This is a genomic window from Spartinivicinus ruber (assembly GCF_011009015.1).
Lineage (GTDB): Bacteria > Pseudomonadota > Gammaproteobacteria > Pseudomonadales > Zooshikellaceae > Spartinivicinus > Spartinivicinus ruber.
Window position 1 is genome coordinate 5,477,276 of sequence record NZ_CP048878.1, and the last position, 20,856, is coordinate 5,498,131.

Annotated in this window: 19 protein-coding genes and 2 pseudogenes; 12 read left to right on the forward strand and 9 right to left on the reverse strand. The window is 37.7% G+C overall.

Translation table 11 applies throughout. From position 1 onward, the window contains the following. The first annotated feature begins 2 nt into the window (after positions 1–2). Positions 3–1,184, forward strand: a complete 1,182-nt coding sequence (locus tag G4Y78_RS24805; protein WP_222937581.1) for an RHS repeat-associated core domain-containing protein — start codon at positions 3–5, stop codon at positions 1,182–1,184. A 464-nt stretch (positions 1,185–1,648) separates the two neighbouring features. Here G4Y78_RS24805 and G4Y78_RS24810 read toward each other — a convergent pair whose 3' ends face one another. Both G4Y78_RS24810 and G4Y78_RS24815 read right to left on the reverse strand, forming a co-directional pair. Then, positions 1,649–2,062, reverse strand: coding sequence for a DUF4349 domain-containing protein (locus G4Y78_RS24810; protein WP_163836597.1), 414 nt, complete (start codon positions 2,060–2,062; stop codon positions 1,649–1,651). A 173-nt stretch (positions 2,063–2,235) separates the two neighbouring features. Next, a pseudogene (locus G4Y78_RS24815) lies at positions 2,236–2,442 on the reverse strand (NADAR family protein); the annotation flags it as partial. Between the two features lie 433 nt (positions 2,443–2,875). On the opposite strand from G4Y78_RS24815, the pseudogene G4Y78_RS24820 reads away from it, so the two are divergent. The 3 genes and pseudogenes from G4Y78_RS24820 to G4Y78_RS24825 form a co-directional block, all read left to right on the forward strand. Then, positions 2,876–3,733, forward strand: a pseudogene (locus tag G4Y78_RS24820) (ATP-grasp domain-containing protein); the annotation flags it as partial. Positions 3,734–3,799: 66 nt separating this feature from the next. After that, positions 3,800–4,102, forward strand: a complete 303-nt coding sequence (locus G4Y78_RS31160; protein WP_230425778.1) for a cation:proton antiporter regulatory subunit — start codon at positions 3,800–3,802, stop codon at positions 4,100–4,102. Between the two features lie 44 nt (positions 4,103–4,146). Continuing rightward, a complete protein-coding gene (locus G4Y78_RS24825; RefSeq protein ID WP_163835561.1) occupies positions 4,147–5,469 on the forward strand; it encodes a mechanosensitive ion channel family protein in 1,323 nt (440 codons plus the stop codon). Positions 5,470–5,587: 118 nt separating this feature from the next. On the opposite strand, the gene G4Y78_RS24830 is transcribed toward G4Y78_RS24825, so the two are convergent. From G4Y78_RS24830 to G4Y78_RS24840, 3 genes are all read right to left on the reverse strand, one after another. Further along, the gene (locus G4Y78_RS24830; RefSeq protein ID WP_163835562.1) at positions 5,588–6,862 is read right to left on the reverse strand and encodes a hemolysin family protein; all 1,275 of its coding nucleotides are present in this window, start codon (positions 6,860–6,862) and stop codon (positions 5,588–5,590) included. A gap of 482 nt (positions 6,863–7,344) precedes the next feature. After that, a complete protein-coding gene (gene cueR / locus G4Y78_RS24835; RefSeq protein WP_163835563.1) occupies positions 7,345–7,731 on the reverse strand; it encodes a Cu(I)-responsive transcriptional regulator in 387 nt (128 codons plus the stop codon). After that, entirely contained in the window at positions 7,728–9,950 is a 2,223-nt protein-coding gene (locus G4Y78_RS24840; RefSeq protein ID WP_163835564.1) for a heavy metal translocating P-type ATPase, read from the reverse strand. Before G4Y78_RS24840 ends, cueR begins: the two co-directional genes overlap by 4 nt. A gap of 180 nt (positions 9,951–10,130) precedes the next feature. On the opposite strand from G4Y78_RS24840, the gene argE reads away from it, so the two are divergent. The 4 genes from argE (at position 10,131) to G4Y78_RS24860 (ending at position 14,091) form a co-directional block, all read left to right on the forward strand. Continuing rightward, positions 10,131–11,276 (forward strand): acetylornithine deacetylase, encoded by a 1,146-nt coding sequence (gene argE, locus G4Y78_RS24845; protein ID WP_230425645.1) that lies wholly within the window; start codon positions 10,131–10,133, stop codon positions 11,274–11,276. A 15-nt stretch (positions 11,277–11,291) separates the two neighbouring features. Beyond that, on the forward strand, positions 11,292–12,605 hold the full coding sequence (gene argA / locus G4Y78_RS24850) for an amino-acid N-acetyltransferase (protein WP_163835565.1): 1,314 nt from the start codon (positions 11,292–11,294) through the stop codon (positions 12,603–12,605). A gap of 116 nt (positions 12,606–12,721) precedes the next feature. Beyond that, on the forward strand, positions 12,722–13,495 hold the full coding sequence (locus tag G4Y78_RS24855) for a substrate-binding periplasmic protein (RefSeq protein WP_163835566.1): 774 nt from the start codon (positions 12,722–12,724) through the stop codon (positions 13,493–13,495). 131 nt (positions 13,496–13,626) lie between these two features. Beyond that, the gene (locus G4Y78_RS24860) at positions 13,627–14,091 is read left to right on the forward strand and encodes a hypothetical protein (protein ID WP_163835567.1); all 465 of its coding nucleotides are present in this window, start codon (positions 13,627–13,629) and stop codon (positions 14,089–14,091) included. Positions 14,092–14,180: 89 nt separating this feature from the next. On the opposite strand, the gene G4Y78_RS24865 is transcribed toward G4Y78_RS24860, so the two are convergent. Beyond that, positions 14,181–14,984 (reverse strand): substrate-binding periplasmic protein, encoded by an 804-nt coding sequence (locus G4Y78_RS24865; protein ID WP_163835568.1) that lies wholly within the window; start codon positions 14,982–14,984, stop codon positions 14,181–14,183. 466 nt (positions 14,985–15,450) lie between these two features. On the opposite strand from G4Y78_RS24865, the gene G4Y78_RS24870 reads away from it, so the two are divergent. Further along, positions 15,451–15,825, forward strand: a complete 375-nt coding sequence (locus G4Y78_RS24870) for a Ref family recombination enhancement nuclease (RefSeq protein ID WP_163835569.1) — start codon at positions 15,451–15,453, stop codon at positions 15,823–15,825. 138 nt (positions 15,826–15,963) lie between these two features. On the opposite strand, the gene G4Y78_RS24875 is transcribed toward G4Y78_RS24870, so the two are convergent. Genes G4Y78_RS24875 through G4Y78_RS24885 form a run of 3 tightly spaced genes read right to left on the reverse strand, consistent with a single transcriptional unit; the run spans position 15,964 to position 17,486 of the window. Further along, positions 15,964–16,503, reverse strand: a complete 540-nt coding sequence (locus G4Y78_RS24875) for a hypothetical protein (RefSeq protein ID WP_163835570.1) — start codon at positions 16,501–16,503, stop codon at positions 15,964–15,966. Then, the gene (locus tag G4Y78_RS24880; protein ID WP_163835571.1) at positions 16,500–16,694 is read right to left on the reverse strand and encodes a hypothetical protein; all 195 of its coding nucleotides are present in this window, start codon (positions 16,692–16,694) and stop codon (positions 16,500–16,502) included. The genes G4Y78_RS24875 and G4Y78_RS24880 overlap by 4 nt, the downstream gene beginning before the upstream one ends. Positions 16,695–16,706: 12 nt before the next feature. Beyond that, the gene (locus tag G4Y78_RS24885) at positions 16,707–17,486 is read right to left on the reverse strand and encodes a substrate-binding periplasmic protein (protein WP_163835572.1); all 780 of its coding nucleotides are present in this window, start codon (positions 17,484–17,486) and stop codon (positions 16,707–16,709) included. Positions 17,487–17,724: 238 nt separating this feature from the next. On the opposite strand from G4Y78_RS24885, the gene G4Y78_RS24890 reads away from it, so the two are divergent. The 3 genes from G4Y78_RS24890 to G4Y78_RS24900 all read left to right on the forward strand — a co-directional run bounded on the left by G4Y78_RS24890 (position 17,725) and on the right by G4Y78_RS24900 (position 20,634). Continuing rightward, a complete protein-coding gene (locus tag G4Y78_RS24890; protein WP_163835573.1) occupies positions 17,725–18,498 on the forward strand; it encodes a substrate-binding periplasmic protein in 774 nt (257 codons plus the stop codon). Between the two features lie 149 nt (positions 18,499–18,647). Next, positions 18,648–19,634 carry an ABC transporter substrate-binding protein gene (locus G4Y78_RS24895; protein ID WP_163835574.1) on the forward strand — a complete coding sequence of 329 codons (987 nt, stop codon included), beginning with the start codon at positions 18,648–18,650 and terminating at the stop codon, positions 19,632–19,634. A 10-nt stretch (positions 19,635–19,644) separates the two neighbouring features. Beyond that, positions 19,645–20,634 (forward strand): ABC transporter substrate-binding protein, encoded by a 990-nt coding sequence (locus G4Y78_RS24900; protein ID WP_163835575.1) that lies wholly within the window; start codon positions 19,645–19,647, stop codon positions 20,632–20,634. Positions 20,635–20,856 lie beyond the last annotated feature (222 nt).

Sequence of the window (20,856 nt, forward strand, 5' to 3'; positions counted from 1 at the left end):
CAGTGAAGTTAACTAACATTTTTTTTAACCAGAAGTTGCCAAGTACATCATTGGAAGATTTACCCAATTTATCACGACGGGGATTTTTGATTAAATCTTCCCTATTTGTTACTTCAGCTTCGTTATTTACTACCAGCATTCCTGTTCATGGCGCACTCAGCCTAGCTAATAACCGTGAACTACCAAAGCTAATTATTTTACAAAACCCCATTCGCTTTACTGGTGAGCACTATGATTCCATTGCCCAAGTTTACCATTTAGGCAATGGCTATCGTATATTTAACCCTCGGCTAATGCGGTTTCACTCAATTGACTCTTTGAGTCCTTTTAATGATGGTGGGTTTAATTGTTATTCTTACTGCCTCAATGACCCAATTAATTTAGTTGATCCAACCGGACATTTAAGCTGGCAGGCAGGTGTTTCCATTGGCCTAGGCGTTTTAGCTTTGGTGATTGGCGTCGTTACCCTTGGTGCTGGAATAGCAGCATCAGCAGGCTTAATGACTGGAGCCGCTGCTATTACAACAGCTGCCGCATTCAAAGCGGGCTTAGCAGTTACATCAGGCGTAACAGGCATGATTAGTGGTGGATTAGGTATTGCCTCTGGCGCAATTGAAGAAGCAAACCCTACAGTTTCATCACAATTAGGCTATGCAGCTCTAGCATTTGGAATTACATCTGCTGTTTCCGGTATTGGCTCACTTATTGCCGGCGCAAAAGTGGCAGCAAATGCTAGCGGTCAACTCATTAGAAGTCCACTAAATCCCAGTTTAATTACCTCCCCTAATTCTGGGCAAGTCACCTTAAAATTAACAGATAGCATCGCCCGCTATAACCCAAGGTTTGTTGCAAAATCTCTTCATCGAGCATTTCATAGTAGCGAACCCTTCCAACGTATTGCCATCACAGGTGATAGAGCGCCCGCTTTATTCAGAGGAACAAACTTTTTAGCAAACTCATATGCTCAGCAATTATCTAACCAAACAGGAAAACAGGTTATCGAACTTGCCCGCAAAGGAAGCGCTGCTATACCACAGTCGAGAAGAGCCAGCAGTGTACCAAGCATTATTAATGCATCCACAGCCATTACCAAAAGTCCAATGTGGACACCCGCTCGTTTTTTTGGCGTATCCCGGGTAATGTACTCAAGTGGCATGATCGGTAGATCATTATTGGTAGAATAAACAAATCTCCCTGTGGTGAGCGTGATATTTGGGTAAATACTACATTTCAATTATCACAGGGTTCAACAAAACACTTGCTGCTAATTTCATGTAATTAATAACCGACTTTAGTTGTATTGTGGAGTCAGAAAATAAACGATCTAATTGCGGCAGCTAATACAATCAGCTTATGTCATATTATTGGATCAATTAAGCATCTGCCTATTTTGATTGATCAATGCTTATTGTTGTAAAACTTTGTTAATAACCTAAGGAATTATTTACTATTTTGTAATTTTAAACACAGTGTAAGTTGAGTTCATGCTTCATTAACCAGTTTAACACCACTTATTTTCAATAAGACCATTAACTTATTTAATTACAAAAAGCTTTCTAACTATCCAAATAAAGCCTTTACCAAGATAACCTAAAGGACCATATATGGTTTCTTGGTTTAGAGTTATATCAACTCTTGAAAAAGCTACTCAGTTTTTCAAACTCTTACGACGGCCTTCAATTGAATCTAACTCAGTCTGGATTCGATTCAGCTCTTTTTCAATTTTTAGAATATCGTTTGCTTCTGTGGCTTTATTTAATAGAGACCAAAATCTTTCTCTAAGTGCTGATAAGTTAGCTATATTAGCTTCTATATTAATCATCTCTTCTGTTACATCTTCAGAGTTAAATGATTTTGAAGTAACGTTACCTAATGAAGAAATTTGCTCTACAAACAACTCTAGCTTCCTTTCAGGAACCTTCACAACCATCGAGATATCTTCTTGATTGTAATCTCGAATATTATCAGTATAACCAGATTCCTGTGCTACCATTTCTTTCACCTTTTCGGCAGCAGTAGCAGGCTCTTTTACATCAAATTCAATATCAGCAGACTTAATAATAAACCTATCCCTCTGGCTACTACTATCATCAAAACTAGAAACAGAAGCTCTTTTATATGCTCCTGTGTTTGCACACCCTACTAACTAATAGTGCAAATAATACAACACTCAATAATGCTCTAAATATACACCAATATCTGTCAATCCAAAATTTTTAAATAACTATTAGCAGATTATGCTTTCAATCTTTCACGTGTTTCAACCAAAATTTTACCTAACATGTTTTTACCACTACCATCGCCACCATCCCCCCAATATGCATCATTTTCAGTATGCTCAATGATGTGAGCATCACCAGTCGATAACAACAATGACTTTAAGTCCTCATGCTGAGAAAATTTTGCCATTACAGCTTCTCGCATGATATTATCTTTCATTGATTCCCAGTTTTTTCATAGATTTTTCTTCCTATCCCGCCCTTTTCGAGCAGCTTCCATAGGCGCTTTGGCTTTTGCTACCAGCAAAGACTCATAAAACTGAGTAATTAATAAGCTTGATACAAACTCTTAGTTAGTTTTCACACTTATTAACTCAGAAGGTTTATTCAATACAAAGTGTGACCAAATATGATCATAAACTGCTCGCTGCAAAGAAAAACAATTTTTTCTCTAAAGTCACCAAACAGCATGATATTGTCATAGAGCTTTTTATTAGCCGTTATGAGCTTGGGCTTTACAAGTATGAGAGTAGGCACACTAATGAGATACTACCTATTTGACAGTTAGATGACACACCCTATTCTTAAGGGGTTTTACTTGCATTTTAATCAGAATATACAAGGCTTAAAAGAAAATAACTACATTGGATATTTTGATGAATCTTGCCATCCTCTCCTGTGGGCCAAAATGCTATAGCACCCGTCGATTAAAAGAGTCAGCTTTGGATCGTGGGCATGATGTTAAAGTGATGAACACCCTGAAATTTGCGATTGATCTGGAAAGAGGCTCACCCAGCCTCTACTACAGACAACGTGAGTTAACTGGCATTGATGCCGTACTACCACGCATTGGAGCCTCTATTACTTATTTCGGCACAGCTGTTGTACGACAGTTTCAGGAGATGAACGTTTTCTGCGCAAATACAGCACATGGTATCCTTAATTCACGAGATAAACTGCGCAGCCTTCAATTGCTAAGCCGACATCATATCGGCATTCCAAAAACTAACTATGTGCGAGATAAAAAGGATGTGTTGCCAGCCATTTCACGGGTGGGTAATGCACCTGTCATTATTAAGCTTATCGAGGGTACTCAAGGCATTGGCGTCTTATTGGCAGAGAGTACCAAATCTGCAGAAGCTTTAATCGAATTGCTACAGAGCCAGAAACAAAACGTTCTTGTGCAAAAATTTGTAGCAGAAAGCAAAGGCAAGGATATTCGCGCTTTCGTGGTAGGTAACCAAGTTGTGGCTGCCATGCGCCGGGTAGCCCAAGGACAAGAATTTCGCAGTAACGTTCACCGTGGTGGTATTACCGAAGCAGTCGAATTGAATGACCATTATAAAGAAGCAGCCGTTCGCGCTGCACAAATTATGGGGTTACAGGTGGCTGGCGTAGATATGCTTGAAGGTGCCGATGGACCTCAAATAATGGAGGTTAATTCTTCCCCCGGCTTAGAAGGGATTGAAACCTGTACCAAACTGGATATTGCAGGTTCAATTATCGACTATATATCTGCCCAGGTAGATTTCCCCGAGATTGATATACGCCAACGCCTAACCGTGAGCAAAGGCTACGGTGTGAGTGAGCTTTATATTCCAGAAGGCTCACAATATATTGGGCAGACCATATCAGAATCAGGTTTACCCGAGCAGGATATTAACGTACTGACTCTATACCGAGGCAATAAAGTTATTCCTAACCCTAAATCCAGTCGTCAACTTGAGGCAGACGACAAGTTGTTATGTTTTGGTAAATTGGAATCAATGCGCTCAATGATTCCAGTAAAAAACCAACGTAAACAGAAGGCCAAACCTAAAAAGTTACCCAAAGAGGCTTTGGATATTGCTGAAGAGGTTCATCATCATCAGCAAGCAGGATAGCTATATCAGGTCATTGATAATTCACTGAAGAAAATAAGGGTGGCATGAATCAGGAAGAGTTATTTACCCTACTCAATGGTAGCCTGAATAAAGTCATTGATACGGTCTCGCGGATTGAAACCTATAGCGAAATCGCCGTTATTATCTTGGTCTATACACTAGCTTACATGCTTGCCAGTAGGCTTCGCAAACATATCCCTATCTTTAAACAGAGGCCAACACCCCCTGAAAGTTTCCCAATCCATGACCTGTTTTTCCGCTTTGGGAAACTACTATTTCCGTTATTTGCAATATTACTATTACGATTGACATTAGAGTTCAGCCAACTGGTACTGGAAGACGGCTGGGTAATGAAGTTCGCCTTAGTTGCAGCCATATTGTTGCTATTCAACTCATTCGTAAATCTTGTTATCACTCACAAACTTGTAGCACAGATATTCCGTTGGATTGGTCTACCCATTTTATTTCTACACTTGATTGGCATTTTGGATGATATTGTTCAGGTTCTTGAGTCCATTGCTATTAAAGTTGGAAATATCAATCTGTCAGCCTATGGGGTGGTAAGAGTTATCCTATTTGGCTCACTGTTATTTTGGTTAGGGCGGGTTTCTAATTCCACAGGCCAGACGCTTATTCGCAAACAACAATCGTTAGATTTTCGTACGCGTGAAGTACTGGCCAAACTATTCGAAATTTCTCTTTTCTTCATAATATTCCTGTTAATGCTACAGGTCATGGGTATTAATCTTACGGCTCTGGCAGTATTTGGTGGAGCGGTTGGGGTTGGCTTGGGATTTGGGCTGCAGGCAATTGCCTCCAACTTTATCTCCGGAGTGATTATTCTGCTGGATCGCTCAGTATCAGTTGGTGATTATATAGAACTAGAGGACGGCCGAACCGGTATCGTTACCCAGTTGAACATGCGCTCGACCACATTGGAGACCTTCGATGGAAAAGATATCGTTGTACCCAATGAAAAATTTATTACTAGTTCATTCACCAACTGGACTCACAAAAACACTAAGCAGCGTTACCGTGTTGATTTTTCAGTTGCCTATAAAACCGATGTTCGTAATATGGTCGAGCTGGTTAAAACTGCTGTAGCAGGGCATCCTCAGGTAATCAGTGGAGATAATATTCCCTTTGAAGAACGCCCCGATTGTGAAATCGATAGTTTTGGTGATTCTGGCATCAATATGTTTGTTGAGTTCTGGATGGAGGGGATTGATGATGGCCGTAATCGAGTGGGCGGCGATCTGCTGCTAATTATCCTCGAAACCCTTCAAGAAAATGGTATTGAAATACCATTTCCCCAGCGCGAAGTGCGGATACTTGATGATAAAAACTCTAAACTGCCGACAGATTAATTATTGCTTTCATGATATCTCCCCCCTACATAAATTCTCAGGAGTTATACACTTGAACCCAAACTTCAAATTACCTGAATTTAAATTTTTAGCGTTCTTCGTAATTGTGTAAGCTGCATTACTTATCAGGCTCAATAATTTTCTCAACTAATAATTTACCAATACGGTGTCCATCAACAGTTTTGACTGTAAATCGATAATTGTATTTTTCAACAACATCATCCACTACAGGCATCCTTCCTAGCTCAAGAATACATAGCCCTGATAGCGTATTCGCATCCAATTCATCAGGAACCTCCACACCAATAAGCCTGGAAGCATCAGAGATAGATAATAATCCGTCAACCTCCCATAGATTGTCACTCAATTGAACAATCTCATTACCAACATTATTTGTGTCAGTCTCGTCTTCAATATCACCAACGATTTCCTCTAACAGGTCTTCTAGTGTTACTAACCCAGCAAGTTTTCCATATTCATCAACCACTATTGAAATATGCGCTCGACGTTCTCGCATTGCATCAAAAATATCAGCTACCCTTTGCATTTCTGGAACAACCAAGGCTTCCCTAGCAAACTTATGAAGATCTTTCCAAGGGGATGATTCACCTTCTAAAATTTTTGCATAGAGGTCTTTCACCAGGATAATTCCAACAATTTCATCTTTACTATTTTTACTATCAATTAAAGGAAATCGAGAGTGACCACTGTCTTTAATTACTTTTAGATTTTCTTCAGGGCTAAGCGAAACATCAAGTACTTTCAATTCCGTTCTAGGAATCATAACCCGCCCAACTAAGCGCTGGTCAAAATCAAAAAGATTTCTCAGCATAGTAGCCCGGTCTGTTTCTAGTTCTCCATGTTCTTCAGAAGTTGTTACCAAACCTCTCAATTCATCGCCAGTATAAATATCTTCAAGCGATGCTTCTTCAACCTTAAACCAAGATAAAATCGCTCTGGAAGCATTATTCAGCAGCCAATTTAATGGGTAGGATAAAAGATAAGTTATATGCAGTGGATATGCCACCCATAGAGAAACTGGCTCAGATTTTCTGATCGCAAAGGTTTTAGGAACTTGCTCGCCAACAACAATATGCAATGAAGAAAAAAATAGAAAACCAATTATAAATGCACTAGTGTGTATCATTGGATCAGGTATTCCAATGTAATTAAACAACGGTAGCAACAAAGCTTCAACAGCAGGCTCTCCAACCCAACCAAGCCCAAGAGATGCCATCGTAATACCTAATTGGCAAGCAGCTAAATAGGCTTCAAGATTATCTTGGATCCTGACAACTAGTTTTGCAGAAGATATGCTTTCACTAGCCATTGATTCAATTCGAAAGGCTTTAGCCTTCACAAGTGCAAACTCTGCAGCAACAAAAAAAGCCATTAGCCGCCAGTAATAAAATAATGGATAGCAAACTAAGCGTATGACTTCCCATTTTTTACCCCCTATGTATATCAGGAAGTGCTGAAGTCACTGTAGTTTAGCACTTTATTCCACGTCTATTCGGAGTAAATGATCTAGTGCTATACGAAATAAGTGCTTAAATTTCCTGCCATGTTTTTCAGTTTCAGTAGTTTAAGGGAGTTTTGCAACTGGTTAAAATCATCTATTTGACAGGTCAGTGCATTGACTTGTTAACTATAAGACATCAGAAGTATCAAGCTCTTTTTCACTTTTTTTATAAACAGCTAGTATAAGGCGCTCATGATCAAAGCGTGCAAGGAACCTCTCGGCTCTTTCAAGAGCGTTATGCAAATAAGGCTATTTTCATTTATCTTTAAAGATTTTTTGCGCTCTCTTATTTCTTGATGCATATTCTGAAGGGAACCGACTGAAGATTCTAACAATAATTGTCGTCTATTATTCTACTCAACCAACCGATTAATAATCCCACATTCTGGCTGATCATCACCTGCACAACTTGCCAGCATTTGTTCCAGCGAGTCAGCCAATTGCTCAAGTTCTTTAATTTTAGTTCTGACTTGCTCCAACCTAGTTGTTACTTTGGCTTTTATATCTCGGCTTTGCCTGTCTGGCTTTTTATATAAGGCAAACAGATCCTCGCATTCTGCTAACGAAAAGCCAAACTCTCGCAACTGATGGATAAATTTCAAACTACCAACATCTTCCTGTGTATATGATCGATAGCCATTATGTAAACGTCGGGCTGGCTTTATCAGCCCAATACTTTCATAGTAACGAATGGTTTTTGCTGTTAAACCTGAAGCTTTAGCTACTTCACTGATATTCATACACCTGACACTCCTACCTTATTAGCTGGTCTCCATTGCTGCAAGAACAACGAGTTTGTGACTACAAACAAGCTGCTAAATGCCATTGCGGCACCAGCAACTGCCGGGTTTAAATAACCCAGTGCAGCCACAGGAATTGCCAGGCTATTAAAGAAAAAAGCCCAAAATAGATTTTGGCGGATCTTCCAATAGGTTTTTCGGGCAATTTCCAAGGTAGCTGGTACCAGGATTGGATCTGGTCTTAATAACGTCACTGCGGCAGTTTCTTTCGCTACATCAGTCCCGCTCCCCATCGCAATGCCAATATCAGCAGCTGCTAATGCAGGTGCATCATTAACGCCATCACCTACCATGGCCACACAATTGCCTGATTCTCTTAGAGCAGTGACTCGCAGGGCTTTTTGCTCAGGCGATACTTCCGCCTGCCATTCATTGATCGCTAATTCTTTTGCGACATTAGCAACCACCCGCTTACCATCTCCGCTTAACAATTCAGACTGGCAGCCTAGCTGTTGTAGTTGGCTAACAGCTTGGTTGGCACTTAGTTGTATTGGGTCGGTTAGCAGATAAGCACCTATTATTTGATCATCAACAGCAACATAAGCCACTGAAGCGCTCTCTTGACTCACTTGATTAACTAGCTGTTCTGGGCACGTCAACCCAAACCGATCAAGCAACTTGCTGTTACCTACAATCACTTGCTGCCCCTCTACAGCTGCAGCAATGCCTTCTCCTGGATAATTATCTAGCTGCTCAACTGGCTTAAAGGCTAAATCATGTTTTTTTGCATATTCAATGGTCGCTTTTGCAAGCAAATGCTCACTAGCTTGCTGGGCGCTTGCAGCGATACCCATCACTTGTTGTTGAGTGATTTCACCTTCTTTGTAAAAGTTAACAATCACTTTTGATACAGCAGGCCTACCTTGGGTTAATGTGCCAGTTTTATCAAACACTACCTTATTTACTTGGCGACTTTGCTCCAGCACGGCAATATCCTTAATTAATATCCCTGCTTTTGCCGCTGCTCCGGTACCTGACATTATGGCAACAGGGGTAGCTAATCCTAACGCACACGGGCAAGCAATTACTAATACGGCAACCAGCGCTAAAATGGCTTGATTAACATCTCCAGCGCCAAGCCACCAAACTAGTCCAGCTGTTATCGCTATTACACAAACTACCGGCACAAAATACTGACTGACTTTATCAACCAATCGCTGCACAGGAGCTTTATTCGATTGCACTTGCTCAATCCAATTTATAATTTTTGCCAGAGTAGTATCATCACCTACTCTCGTTGCCTGCATGGTTAGTGCTTGTCCACCATTAATACTGCCAGTAATGAGTTCATCTCCAGCCTGCTTTACCACTGGCATACTTTCACCAGTAACTATTGACTCATCCAGTTCACTGGTACCACTCACTACTTCTCCATCAACAGGTACTTTCTCACCTGGTTTAACCAGCAATAAATCCCCTACTCTGACACTGATTAATGGCTGCTCTGTTACTTGCTGATTTGCATCCAGTTTGTTGACTGTTTCTGGCTGTAATTCCAGTAAACGAGTTAAGGCAGAAGTAGTTTTTATAGTTGCACGGCTTTCCAACCAATTGCCTAATAAAACAAAGCTAATAACCAAAGCTGCCCCTTCAAAATAAACCGGCTGTTCTAAGCCACCCAATAACACCACTAAACTGTAGCTGTAGGCTGTTGCCGTACCTAAGGTGATTAACACATCCATATTGGTGTAACGGGCTTTGGCTGCTTTAATTGCTCCCAAATAAAACTGGCGACCAAACCACCATTGCACTGGAGTAGCCAAAAACAGCTGCCACCACTCTGAAAACAGAGGCTGTTCAAAAAGCAACATAGATATCATGTTGATTAATAGTGGAAATGCTAAAATCCAGCTGCCCAGCAGATTAATTCGCTGTTGCTGTTGTTCATTCTTGGTTTGCTGTTGTTGTGCCTGCTGTCGCTGCCGATTGCTAGCAAAATCCGATAGTACTGCTTGATAACCAAGCCCCTTCACCTTATCTACAACCTGAGATAACGCCTCTTCCGTTACAGCGACAGACAATAGCCCACTTGCAAAGTTAACAGCTGCATGATCCACTTGAGGCAATTGTTGAATTTCCCTCTGGACTTTATTTGCGCACCCCTGGCAACGCATGCCAATAACAGCAATTTGGTATTCATTTAATGCAGCTTCAGTCATGTATCATCCCTCTTAGGTCTGACAATATTTACTTGAAGTGAGCTTCTATGAAACAGACTATAAAGGTTCCAGTCGCTAGAATGTAAAGCCTATGTGTCATTACCAGTTAACCAATTAGAGACTAGCCAGCTATATTAGTATCCAGCGGCTTTACCAGGACAATAAAAAGGATAAAACCAGGTGTCTAAACTTCAACTTACAACCATGTTGACCAATTTGATAGAAGTCCCCTCTATCAGCTGTACTAATCCTAAGCTAGACCAAAGTAACAAACCGGTTATTGATTTATTAGCCAGTTGGCTAACTGACCTTGGTTTTAGTATTGAAATTCTTCCCTTACCCAATCAACCCAATAAAGCCAATTTAATCGCCACATTAGGTAGTGGCCCAGGCGGTTTAGTGCTTGCTGGTCATACAGATACTGTCCCCTATGATGAACAGCGCTGGCAATATGATCCTTTTAAACTAACCGAAGCAGGGAACAAATGGTTTGGCCTTGGCATTTGCGATATGAAAGGTTTTTTTGCCTTAGCCATTGAAGCTATTAAACCTTTTCTGGATAAAGAACTAAAACAACCACTAATTATTCTTGCCACAGCAGATGAAGAATCTTCGATGGATGGTGCTCGCGCATTAGTAGAAGCAGCTAAGCCTAAAGCCCGTTATGCAGTCATTGGTGAGCCAACCGGCTTAAAGCCTATTTATATGCATAAAGGCATTATGATGGAGAAGGTCCGCATTAAGGGAAAGTCAGGGCACTCAAGCAACCCTGCTCTCGGAGTAAATGCCATTGAAGTCATGCATCAAGTTATTGATACAATTTTAAGTTTTCGCAGTGAGTTGGCTACTCGCTACAATAACCCAATATTTGAAGTACCTGTACCTACGCTTAATTTAGGCTGTATTCACGGTGGAGATAATCCCAACCGAATTTGTGGTGAGTGTACTTTAGAATATGATTTACGCCCACTACCAGGCCTTTATTGTGATGAGCTACGTGAAATGCTAAGAGCCAGAGTCGCACCTATCAGCCATGACTACCAGGTACCGATTAGCGTTGAGGCAATTTTTCCAGGTGTAGAGGCATTTTCAACAGGTAAAGACAGTACATTAATAAAAACAGTTGAAACATTAACCGGGCATCATGCAGAATCAGTTGCCTTTGCCACTGAAGCACCTTTTTTGCAACAACTAGGAATGGAAACAGTGGTACTAGGACCTGGTAATATTGATCAAGCCCATCAGCCCGATGAGTATTTATCAATGGATACCGTAAAACCAACTGTTAAGTTACTTCAACAGTTAATTAGTAAATTTTGTTGTTAGCGTAGATGTAGTGACATGGTTGACTTTTCTTCCCCTGAATATGTAAGTTTTTTTCGCCACTCCTCACCCTATATTAATGCCCACCGAGGCCGCACTTTTGTGCTAATGATTGGTGGCGAAGCCATTGCTGATAGTAATTTTGGCAATATTATTCATGACATTGCCTTGCTGAATAGTTTAGGGGTTAGACTGGTTGTTGTATTTGGTGCTAGACCACAAATAGACCAATACCTTAAAGAACGACAAATAACATGTGAATATCATCAGCATCAACGCATCACTGATAAAGTTGTACTTGAAAGCGTTAAAGATGCAGTAGGTAATTTAAGAATTAAAATCGAATCCATGCTGTCTATGGGGCTGGCTAATTCTCCTATGTATAACGCTAGAATTCGGGTAATTGGAGGTAACTTTGTTACTGCCAAGCCCATTGGCGTAGTAGATGGCGTAGACTTTTTACATTCGGGCGAAGTACGCCGTGTCGACCGCAAGGCTGTTGCTCAACAACTGGATGACGGTTATGTTGTATTGTTGTCTTGTCTTGGCTCTTCGCCAACAGGTGAAGTATTTAACTTGGCTACCGAAGATGTCGCTACCCAGACGGCTATTGCCCTTGGTGCAGAAAAACTGATTATTTTTGGCTCTCAGCCTGGCATCAAAAATAAAAGTAATCAGCTGATCAGAACCATGAAGCCATCAGAAGCACTACGCATTTTAAAACAAACCCAATCCCATGAAACCAAACGCTTATTATTAGCCGCTTTGACCGCTTGTAAAAATGGCACTCCACGAGCTCATATTATTAGCCACCAACAAGATGGGGCTTTATTACAAGAACTGTTCACCCGAGACGGTTCTGGCACCTTGATTACTCATGCTGGTTATGAAGAAATCCGCCAAGGTACGATCGAAGACGTTGGTGGTATTTTAAAATTAATTCAACCGTTAGAAAAACAAGGGGTATTAGTACGACGGTCAAGAAAACAAATTGAACAGGAAATTAATCTATTTACAATAATAGAGCGAGACGGAACAATTATTGGGTGTGCAGCATTCCATCCTTACCCAGATAGCGACAGTGCTGAGCTGGCCTGCGTTGCAGTTCAGCAAGATTATCGGGGCAGTGAACGAGGGGATTTATTGCTTCAACACAACGAAGAAGCCGCTAGAAAGCAAGGGATTAAGGCACTTTTTGTGCTTACCACCAAAACCGCTCACTGGTTTTTAGAAAGGGGGTTTGAAGAAACCACCCTTGAGGCATTACCTGCTACTAAAAAAAATACATATAATCCTAAACGAGGATCTAAGGTATTTGTTAAGCAACTATAGTCAAACACAATGTATACTTATTTGTTAGAGCATTAACTAATTGAGTAAGTATCTTGCACTGTTAAATTAGGTCAAGCTACTTACTCAATATCTACAAAAAGTATAACTTTAGTGATATGAATACTTATCTATTAAAACATTGGCTCATTTTGCCAAGTTGCCTGTACTTACTCTTCACACCTATCAACACTTGGTCCAAAAGCCTAAAAGCGGGTTATTTTAATTTAGTACCTCATATAGAAGAAAGTACAAATGATACTCCAGCAACAGGACCAGCCATTAGCTACCTTCAGGAAGTAATGAAGAAATCAGGAGTATCTAAGCTTAATATACCTGCAAAACCCTACCCTCTTTCTCGTTTATTGCATGCACTTGAATCGGGTAAAATTGACATAGCCGTTGCGTTAGGTAAAAGTCCTGAAAGAGCAAAAAAATTTTCCTATCCATCAAAAGCTTTTCTGCTTATGCAACCTTCGTTTATGGTTTTAAGAACTTCTCATTATAGTTATTTTCATTCTGTTCAAGATATATTATTAATGAACATAGGTATATATAAAAAAGGCTTTTTATCACCATTAATGAGAGATAAACGTCTAACAACTAAATCTCTTAGTGGTAACAATGTTATTTTTCGCAACTACAAAATAATGAAGAGACAAAGGCTCGATGCGGTATACTCTCCCGATAGTTATGAGCTTATTTATACAGCAAGAGTGTATGATTTTTATAACGATATAAAAATCATACCTTTACCTGAGCCCAAAGTTGGGCTTTATACTGTATTTTCAAAAAAAATAGATTCTAAGTACATTAAAAATTATGAGCAAGTACTTTCTAACGCTGAGCCTTACGAGAGCTACCTACGAGCATATATCAATAGAAAGTTTTAAAAAAATAAACTTGACAGCAAATAATCACAAACATAAAAATTGTCTTATAACATATTGATTAGTATGTATTTTTAGATTACCTTCTCAATTGGTTATTCATAATAACAACTACAACTAGTGAGGGAATACCCATGCTATTTAAAAAAGCTCGTTTAATGTTCTCTGCTCTTTGCTTAGCTACTGTTAGTACTGCAACATTTGCAAGTGAATTAATTACAGAAGTAAATGTTGATGAACGTATGTATCCTGACTCAAACACTCATTTTAGCAAAACTATTGATCTTGGCACTGAGCAATTAGTTTCATCTGTTGGCTTTTTAACAGACTGGTGGCAAAAGCGTCCAACAGAAATTCGTGTTTATGAGGCAAATAATGGAGAAAAAGGACGGCTGATTGGTTACAAACAGTTTTTCACCTATCTTGATAAAGTCTGTGGAAGTAACTACGCTTCAAAGTGCAAACACCCACAAAACCCTGTTGGCCGTTTAAGTGTACCTGTTTATAGCACTGTATCTTCAATTGTTGTAGAAGCTGATGGGTTATTAAGTAAACCAAATGAATTTGCTATATTAAAATCGATTCAGGTTTATCATTAATATATTTTCTATTAGCAACTGTTTTCGATAGTACCTATTAGGTACTATCGAGCAAAATATCTTAAAGCAAAACTTGTTTTCACTATCGATTATTTGATCTTATACTCTCCTCGTCTAGACTCGTTATAGTACTTATCAAATTTACCACTTTGTTTCAATACAGTTAGTCCTTTGTTGAATAACTTTAATATTTGTGGACTTTTTTTAACCACTTTAGCCATTAGTAGATGAAAAGGGGTAGCAGGTTTAACTTCTTTAGGATGATGCGTAACTAAACTTGCCTCAGCTGGAGGAAAATTTGTTAAAATTTGCTCATAACCAGCATCAATATCTTGTGGAAAAATCTGAATACGCTTATTAATAAGCATTCCGATATTTTGCTTATCCTTAGGCAGCCAATTGACCTTAATTTCTCCTGCCTTTTCTGCAGCAAAAAAAGTAGGCCCATAATTATAACCTAATGTTGCTCCAATTTGTATTCCTTTCAAGTCACCCCAGTTTTTCCAATCAAATTTATTTCCACGAATAACCAGATCTTTACGATGAAAAAACCAGTAACCACTAGCCCCCAGTGGCTCAGAATAATAAAAGTCTTTTTCCCTTTCAGGTTTTCGACTCCATATAAACGTTCCATCCGCTTTTCCTTCACGCGCAGTCTCCATTGATCGTTTCCACGGCTGAAAATCAAATTTAACTACAACCCCTACTTCAGCAAATGCTTCCTTAACAATACGAGCTATGACACCTTGATGTTTCAATTTTGATTTAGATACATATGGTGGCCAGTCGCCTGTTGTTAAAGTAACTATTTCTCCTGATTTTTTTACTTCTTCTGCATATAAAATGCTAGAAAATACAAAATTAAAAAATAGCGATACTATATTATTTTTCATAAGGAACCCAAGATAACAGTGATAAGAACATATTATTTCTGTTTATCTCTAGTGTAGCTCCTAATAGCAAACTATCATCTTTTCATAAAGATGATGCATTTCAATTATTCGCTTTTACCCTATACCAAACTAACACAGCATTAACAATTATTACATATTATTTAAATAAATATTTAACTTAATAATATCTCAGAATAAAAAACACAGCCCCCCTGACTAATTATTTAACACTTTCCGCTGACTCTTCTAGTAATCAGCTGAAAAATAAGGGTTATTTTTTTGGCATTAAGGTTGCGTAAGATAATCAAGCTGATCAAAACCATTAAATTAACTATGTGCTTTTAATAAAACAATATATCAAAAGTGAATGATATTGATCGACGAAAATAAATCCCAAAAGTCATTCACGAAAGGTATACATTAAATAATCAATATCAAAGGTATTAGCCTTCGATAGGAGATTCTTATGTTAGCAAGAACATCTTTAGTCAATAAGGAGCAGAAAAACTTTTACTATGCACTTGTAGAATACGTTGGTTGTATAGCATGCCGCCAAGCAGGTACATTTTCAAACTGGGTAACTATTCACCATATTAATAGTAAGAAGTCAAATAATGGCCATTGGTATGTATTACCACTATGCTCAGGTCATCATAAACATGGTGAGGGACATGAAAGCCTGAAATGGTTTGCTGTTCACCCATTTAAAGAAAACTTCGAAAGACGCTATGGCACTCAACATGAACTATATATTCAAAGTTTAACAATTCTTGATCATTTTGAAGTACAATTGCCTTACGGTTTAAAACAATGGCTAAATAGAGTTACCCATCGGGACTAATGCTAATCAGCACTACTTAGTGGATCAAACCACAAACTCTTTTTATCAAGAGGAATGTAGTAGGTAGTAATGGATTATGTAGCTTAAACAAGCGGCGGCCATGTAAATTTGCTCAATCTATGGCCGCTTTGTTATGTTTTAAAAACCATTTTTCATATTCACCATTTTCCATGAGTTTTTCAAATCTATGTTTAACTCTCTCAGCGATTTTCTTATTAGTTGGCGAAACATAGAAAACTTTGGCCACGGATAATATAAAAGCAGCTTCTGCTCAATATGTAAATTTGGATATTTATGCTTTCTTGCCTCATATTCTATTGGGGCTTCATTAAAGCCACGAGAAAAATAGTCAAACCTCCCTTCAGAGAGCATTCCGAATAAACCTTCATAATTTGATCCAGTCACAACCTTAATACCATTAGCCTTAAAAACCTTTACGTCATTCCAGAAATGCCCCTGGCCTACTTTCATTTTTTTTAGTTGATTCAAGTTGGATATAGCTTCAAATTTATCTTTATCTTGCACTCTAATTAAAAATATACGATAACCTAATATACCTTTTCTAACTGGAATACGAATTGGCAGCAATTGTTTTTCTATATCTTCTGTAACACTAGTCCAAATTAGAGTAAGCAACTTCCCTTCTACTAAAAGCTCAGTATACCTTGCTTCATTCATTCTAGTTGCTGACGCATTTTATATTTTCCATAATCATTTTCAGTTACTTTCAATATTTTTTCTAAAAAGCTTACAATATCATTATCACGAGTATCATTTGTTGACTCGCGAGGAGGATAAATAATTTCTGTTATTTCTTCAGCCTGTAATCCTAAAAAAATAAAGCACAAACAAAATGTAAAAAGGTGCATTCAAGCCACACCCTACTTAGTATATTTTTCTATCAGTTTATCTATTTCACCACTGTCTCTCATTACTTTTAACTGATTATGATATTGCTCTTTAAATTTTTCCAAATAAGGGTATTTATCTGCTTTTTTGGTAAATCCCAGGTAACCAAACTCACCACTAATAGTTGCTCCTCTAACAATACCAGAACCTTTGTATTTTCCTTTCTGCTTAAGACGATTTAGCTCCCACTCAATTGATAAAGCATCGTTTATATAACAATCAATTCTTCCATTAATTAGTTTTAATAAATTTTTATCATTTCCTTTTGCTTCACTAACTTTGATCAAGCCATCCTTAACAGCCCTATCAAAAACAGCCCCTCCCACTGCAAACCCAGAGTTGTTACCTATATTTAGACCATAATAATCGTCAGGCCACTTAGGTCTTGATTTTGATAGTATTTTTTCTGTACAGTAAGCAGCAGACTCTTCTGCTAAAATGGGGGCAGTATAGTCCATATAAGGCCTATCTTCACGTTTATATGGCGGATAAAGTGCAAAGCCATCCCCTGCTTCCATAGCTTTTAGGCCTCTTTTCCAAGGAACACTCTCTATTTTTACCTCAAAATCAGGCATTTTAGAAAAAATCATAGATAGCACATCTGTATAAATGCCTGTCATTTTACCATCTTTTTTGTAAGAGTAAGGAGGATAGGCTTCATCAGCCATAACATTTACAGTCTGTGCTGCGCTTACGACTGTTGAGAATAATAACGATAACCCAACATTCATCGCCAGTATGAACTTATACATAACAACTCCTTATTACCAGTTTTGAATAATTATCTATAAAGTATATCTACAATTAACTTACACCACATATTGCTTGTATATAACTTTGTTATAATAGAAAAATAGTAATTACTGTATTGAAGTAGACATTAATATATTATTAATGGTGAATATACTCGTATAAACTGAATAAATATTCATATACCTATCAGTCCATCATGTATAATCACCCTATGACTAGTTTTCGGTTACAGGTCTAATGCCTAGATTACTCAACATTTTTATTCTTGTAGGCTTACTCATAAGCCTGGTAAGTGAAGCCAGATCGCAACAAGAAGAAAAAATAGTCTCAGTTGCAGGTAGCCCGTGGCAACCTTTTTATGGTGAAGAGTTACCTGACTATGGACTGGTTTCCAAAATTGTTGTTGAAGCATATAAACGATCTGGCTACAAAGTTAAATTTCACTTTCATACCTGGGCCAGATGTATGATTGAAATTGAAGCAGGTAGAATAGATGCAACACCAATTGCTTATTATACAGAAGAAAGAGCAAAAAAATATTATTATTCCGATGCATTTATGGATAGCACTATAGTATTTTTTAAACATGTAAAAAACAATATAAGCTGGCGCTCTTTACGAGATTTACAGTCCTATAGAATAGGAATAGGAATTAACATTGCCTACTCACCAGCATTTGATAAAGCTAAATTTCTTTATAAAATAGAAATACCTGATGAAACAACAAATCTTCAAAAAATAGCACTAAAAAGAATTGACCTTGCCCCATTAGACAAATATGTAGGCATTTACTACATAAATACGAAATACCCACACTTAAAAGAAAAACTTGAATTTATGCTCCCCCCACTGTATGTTCACAAATTGTATGTTATGTTCAGTCGTAAAATTCCCAATGTAAAACAAAAAATTGATGCTTTTAATAAAGGATATCAAGCCATTTTAAAGGATGGAACATATCAGTCAATCTTAAAAAACTACCGTAGCATCCAACTTAAAAATAACCCTTAATCTCAATACTTTATTAAACAGACCTCTACTTGTAATCGAAATAACTTTTTTGAATATATCTTATATTTTTATGATAAATTATGACAATGAATATGACCCTATACTCTATTCTACTAGTGAATATCTATAATACACTGAAGAGCCATGTCATGGTACATCGGTTAATACAATCTTTACTGATAGTATCATTGCTATATTCTCTCCAGCCATCTGCTGACAGTAGAGATATATTAATCATTGAAAGCTATCATTCAGGTTTTAAATGGAGCCGTGATTATGTCAAGGCTATCTCTGAAAGCCTTCCTGAATTCACAGTCCAACACTTTCAAATGGATACCAAAAGACTTCCTCCTGTCATATACCCAGCAAGAGCAGATAAAGCCTGGAAGGTAATACAAGCTATTGACCCTATTTTAATTTTTTTAGGAGATGATAATGCTCTCCAATATTTATCTCATAAAATAAGTGAGACAAATTATCCAGCTGTCTATTTGGGTATTAACTCCAACCCTAGAAATACTGGTATTTATAAATATAAAAACATCACAGGTGTTTTAGAAAGGCCCTTATTAAAGCGTTCGCTAATTACTGCCAAAAGAATTTTGCCTAACTTGAAGAAAGTACTTTTGTTATTCGATGACAGCACAACATCTCACCATACTATGCAGGATTTTTTTCAAAACAAACCCGTACAAACTATAGGCAATATAGAAACTCATTTATTAATATCCAATAATTTTGAATACTGGCAAGAAAGTATAAGGCAAGCCAAACAAAAAGGTTATCAAGCTATCTGGCCCGGTCTTTATTTTACACTGAATGATGAAAGTGGAAAGCATGTCAATAGTAATGATGTTATACATTGGATTTCAACCCATTCAACATTACCATTATTTGCTTTTTGGGATTTTGCAGTAGGCAAAGAAAAAGCTATTGGCGGTTTAGTAATGACAGGTAGGTCTCAAGGGTATGCAGCAGCAAAAATTGCAAAAGATATATTAAATGGTACTAAACCTGAAAATATTCTTCCTCAAATACCCAAGAAAGGTGAATTAATTTATAGTAAAACCCAACTAAAAAAATGGAAAATAACTCTTCCTGAAACAATAAAATTAAACTCAATTCTACTTAAATAGGGCTTTCGTTATGAAAAAAATAAATTCTTTTTCACTATACATCACCTCAGCTTTACTATCATTCAATGTTTCAATAGCAGCTGAAACTGACTTACTGATTATTGAAAGTTATCATGCTGAATACCCTTGGGATGCCAGTTATGTTAATGGTATTAGTAAGAACTTTGAAGGCAGCGAATATAAAGTTCACCGCTTTCAAATGGATACGAAACGTATTCCAAAGTCAGACTATCAGAAAAAAGCAGACGAAGCCTGGCAATTTTATCAAAGCATAAAACCAAAACTCGTGTTTCTGGGTGATGACAATGCTTTAAAGTTCCTAGCAGATAAATTTGCAACCACAGATACACCTGTAGTGTACTTAGGCATCAATTCCAATCCTCGTAGGATGAAGCTCAGTAAAAATATAACAGGTGTTTTGGAAAGACCTTTGTTTAAAAAATCAGTAGTGGAAATCAAAAAAATAATGCCTAAAGCTAAGCAAATATTAGTTTTGTTTGACAGTGGTAATACTTCTATGCACGCAGTTGAAGAAGCTTTTAAAGGAAAAACATCACTAAAAATATCTGGTTTAAAAGTTGAATTAAAACAGATAGGTAAAAAAGACTTATGGGAGTCAACTATTCATTCAGCGAAAAATGATGGTTTTGATGCAATTATCATTGGCTTATACCATACTCTCATTGATAATGATAACAAGAGCGTCAATGCTGAAACGCTGATCAAGTGGACTTCTCAAAATACGCCTGTTCCATTATTTGCCTTTTGGAGTTTTACTGTCGGAACAGATAAAGCCATAGGTGGCATGGTATTAGAAGGGTATAGTCAAGGTGAAAAAGCTGCAGGCATTGCCAAACGTATTTTAAAGGGAGATAACCCTACTGATATTAGACCTGTTATTGGTGAAAAAGGTAAATTTTTATTCAGTAAAGCACTACTTGATAAGTGGAAGCTTACATTACCACCAGATATTGCAGATAAAACAGAATATATTGACTAATAAGATACTGATACTGCACCTTATGGGAGTTTTCGATATACTTATGATTACTCCCTATTATTTTAACTAAAACTATAACACTTGCTATTTACAGCAGATGCATTACATTAGCCTCCAGTAGTTACCAATATACGAGAAACAGATCTTTCATAAAATTTTAAGCATGTCAAACTTTCTTATTAATAGTTATTCAAAATTACCTATTAAAACCATACAAGCCTA

Excerpts from the sequence above, each read along its gene's own strand:
- G4Y78_RS24875 (WP_163835570.1), bottom strand. The coding sequence starts at position 16,503 with ATGAATGAAGCAAGGTATACTGAGCTTTTAGTAGAAGGGAAGTTGCTT.
- G4Y78_RS24855 (WP_163835566.1), top strand. The coding sequence starts at position 12,722 with ATGAATACTTATCTATTAAAACATTGGCTCATTTTGCCAAGTTGCCTG.
- G4Y78_RS24895 (WP_163835574.1), top strand. The coding sequence starts at position 18,648 with ATGGTACATCGGTTAATACAATCTTTACTGATAGTATCATTGCTATAT.
- G4Y78_RS24865 (WP_163835568.1), bottom strand. The coding sequence starts at position 14,984 with ATGAAAAATAATATAGTATCGCTATTTTTTAATTTTGTATTTTCTAGC.
- G4Y78_RS24840 (WP_163835564.1), bottom strand. The coding sequence starts at position 9,950 with ATGACTGAAGCTGCATTAAATGAATACCAAATTGCTGTTATTGGCATG.
- G4Y78_RS24900 (WP_163835575.1), top strand. The coding sequence starts at position 19,645 with ATGAAAAAAATAAATTCTTTTTCACTATACATCACCTCAGCTTTACTA.
- argA (WP_163835565.1), top strand. The coding sequence starts at position 11,292 with ATGGTTGACTTTTCTTCCCCTGAATATGTAAGTTTTTTTCGCCACTCC.
- G4Y78_RS24880 (WP_163835571.1), bottom strand. The coding sequence starts at position 16,694 with ATGCACCTTTTTACATTTTGTTTGTGCTTTATTTTTTTAGGATTACAG.
- cueR (WP_163835563.1), bottom strand. The coding sequence starts at position 7,731 with ATGAATATCAGTGAAGTAGCTAAAGCTTCAGGTTTAACAGCAAAAACC.
- G4Y78_RS24890 (WP_163835573.1), top strand. The coding sequence starts at position 17,725 with ATGCCTAGATTACTCAACATTTTTATTCTTGTAGGCTTACTCATAAGC.
- G4Y78_RS24885 (WP_163835572.1), bottom strand. The coding sequence starts at position 17,486 with ATGTATAAGTTCATACTGGCGATGAATGTTGGGTTATCGTTATTATTC.
- G4Y78_RS24860 (WP_163835567.1), top strand. The coding sequence starts at position 13,627 with ATGCTATTTAAAAAAGCTCGTTTAATGTTCTCTGCTCTTTGCTTAGCT.
- G4Y78_RS24830 (WP_163835562.1), bottom strand. The coding sequence starts at position 6,862 with ATGGCTTTTTTTGTTGCTGCAGAGTTTGCACTTGTGAAGGCTAAAGCC.
- G4Y78_RS24825 (WP_163835561.1), top strand. The coding sequence starts at position 4,147 with ATGAATCAGGAAGAGTTATTTACCCTACTCAATGGTAGCCTGAATAAA.
- G4Y78_RS24870 (WP_163835569.1), top strand. The coding sequence starts at position 15,451 with ATGTTAGCAAGAACATCTTTAGTCAATAAGGAGCAGAAAAACTTTTAC.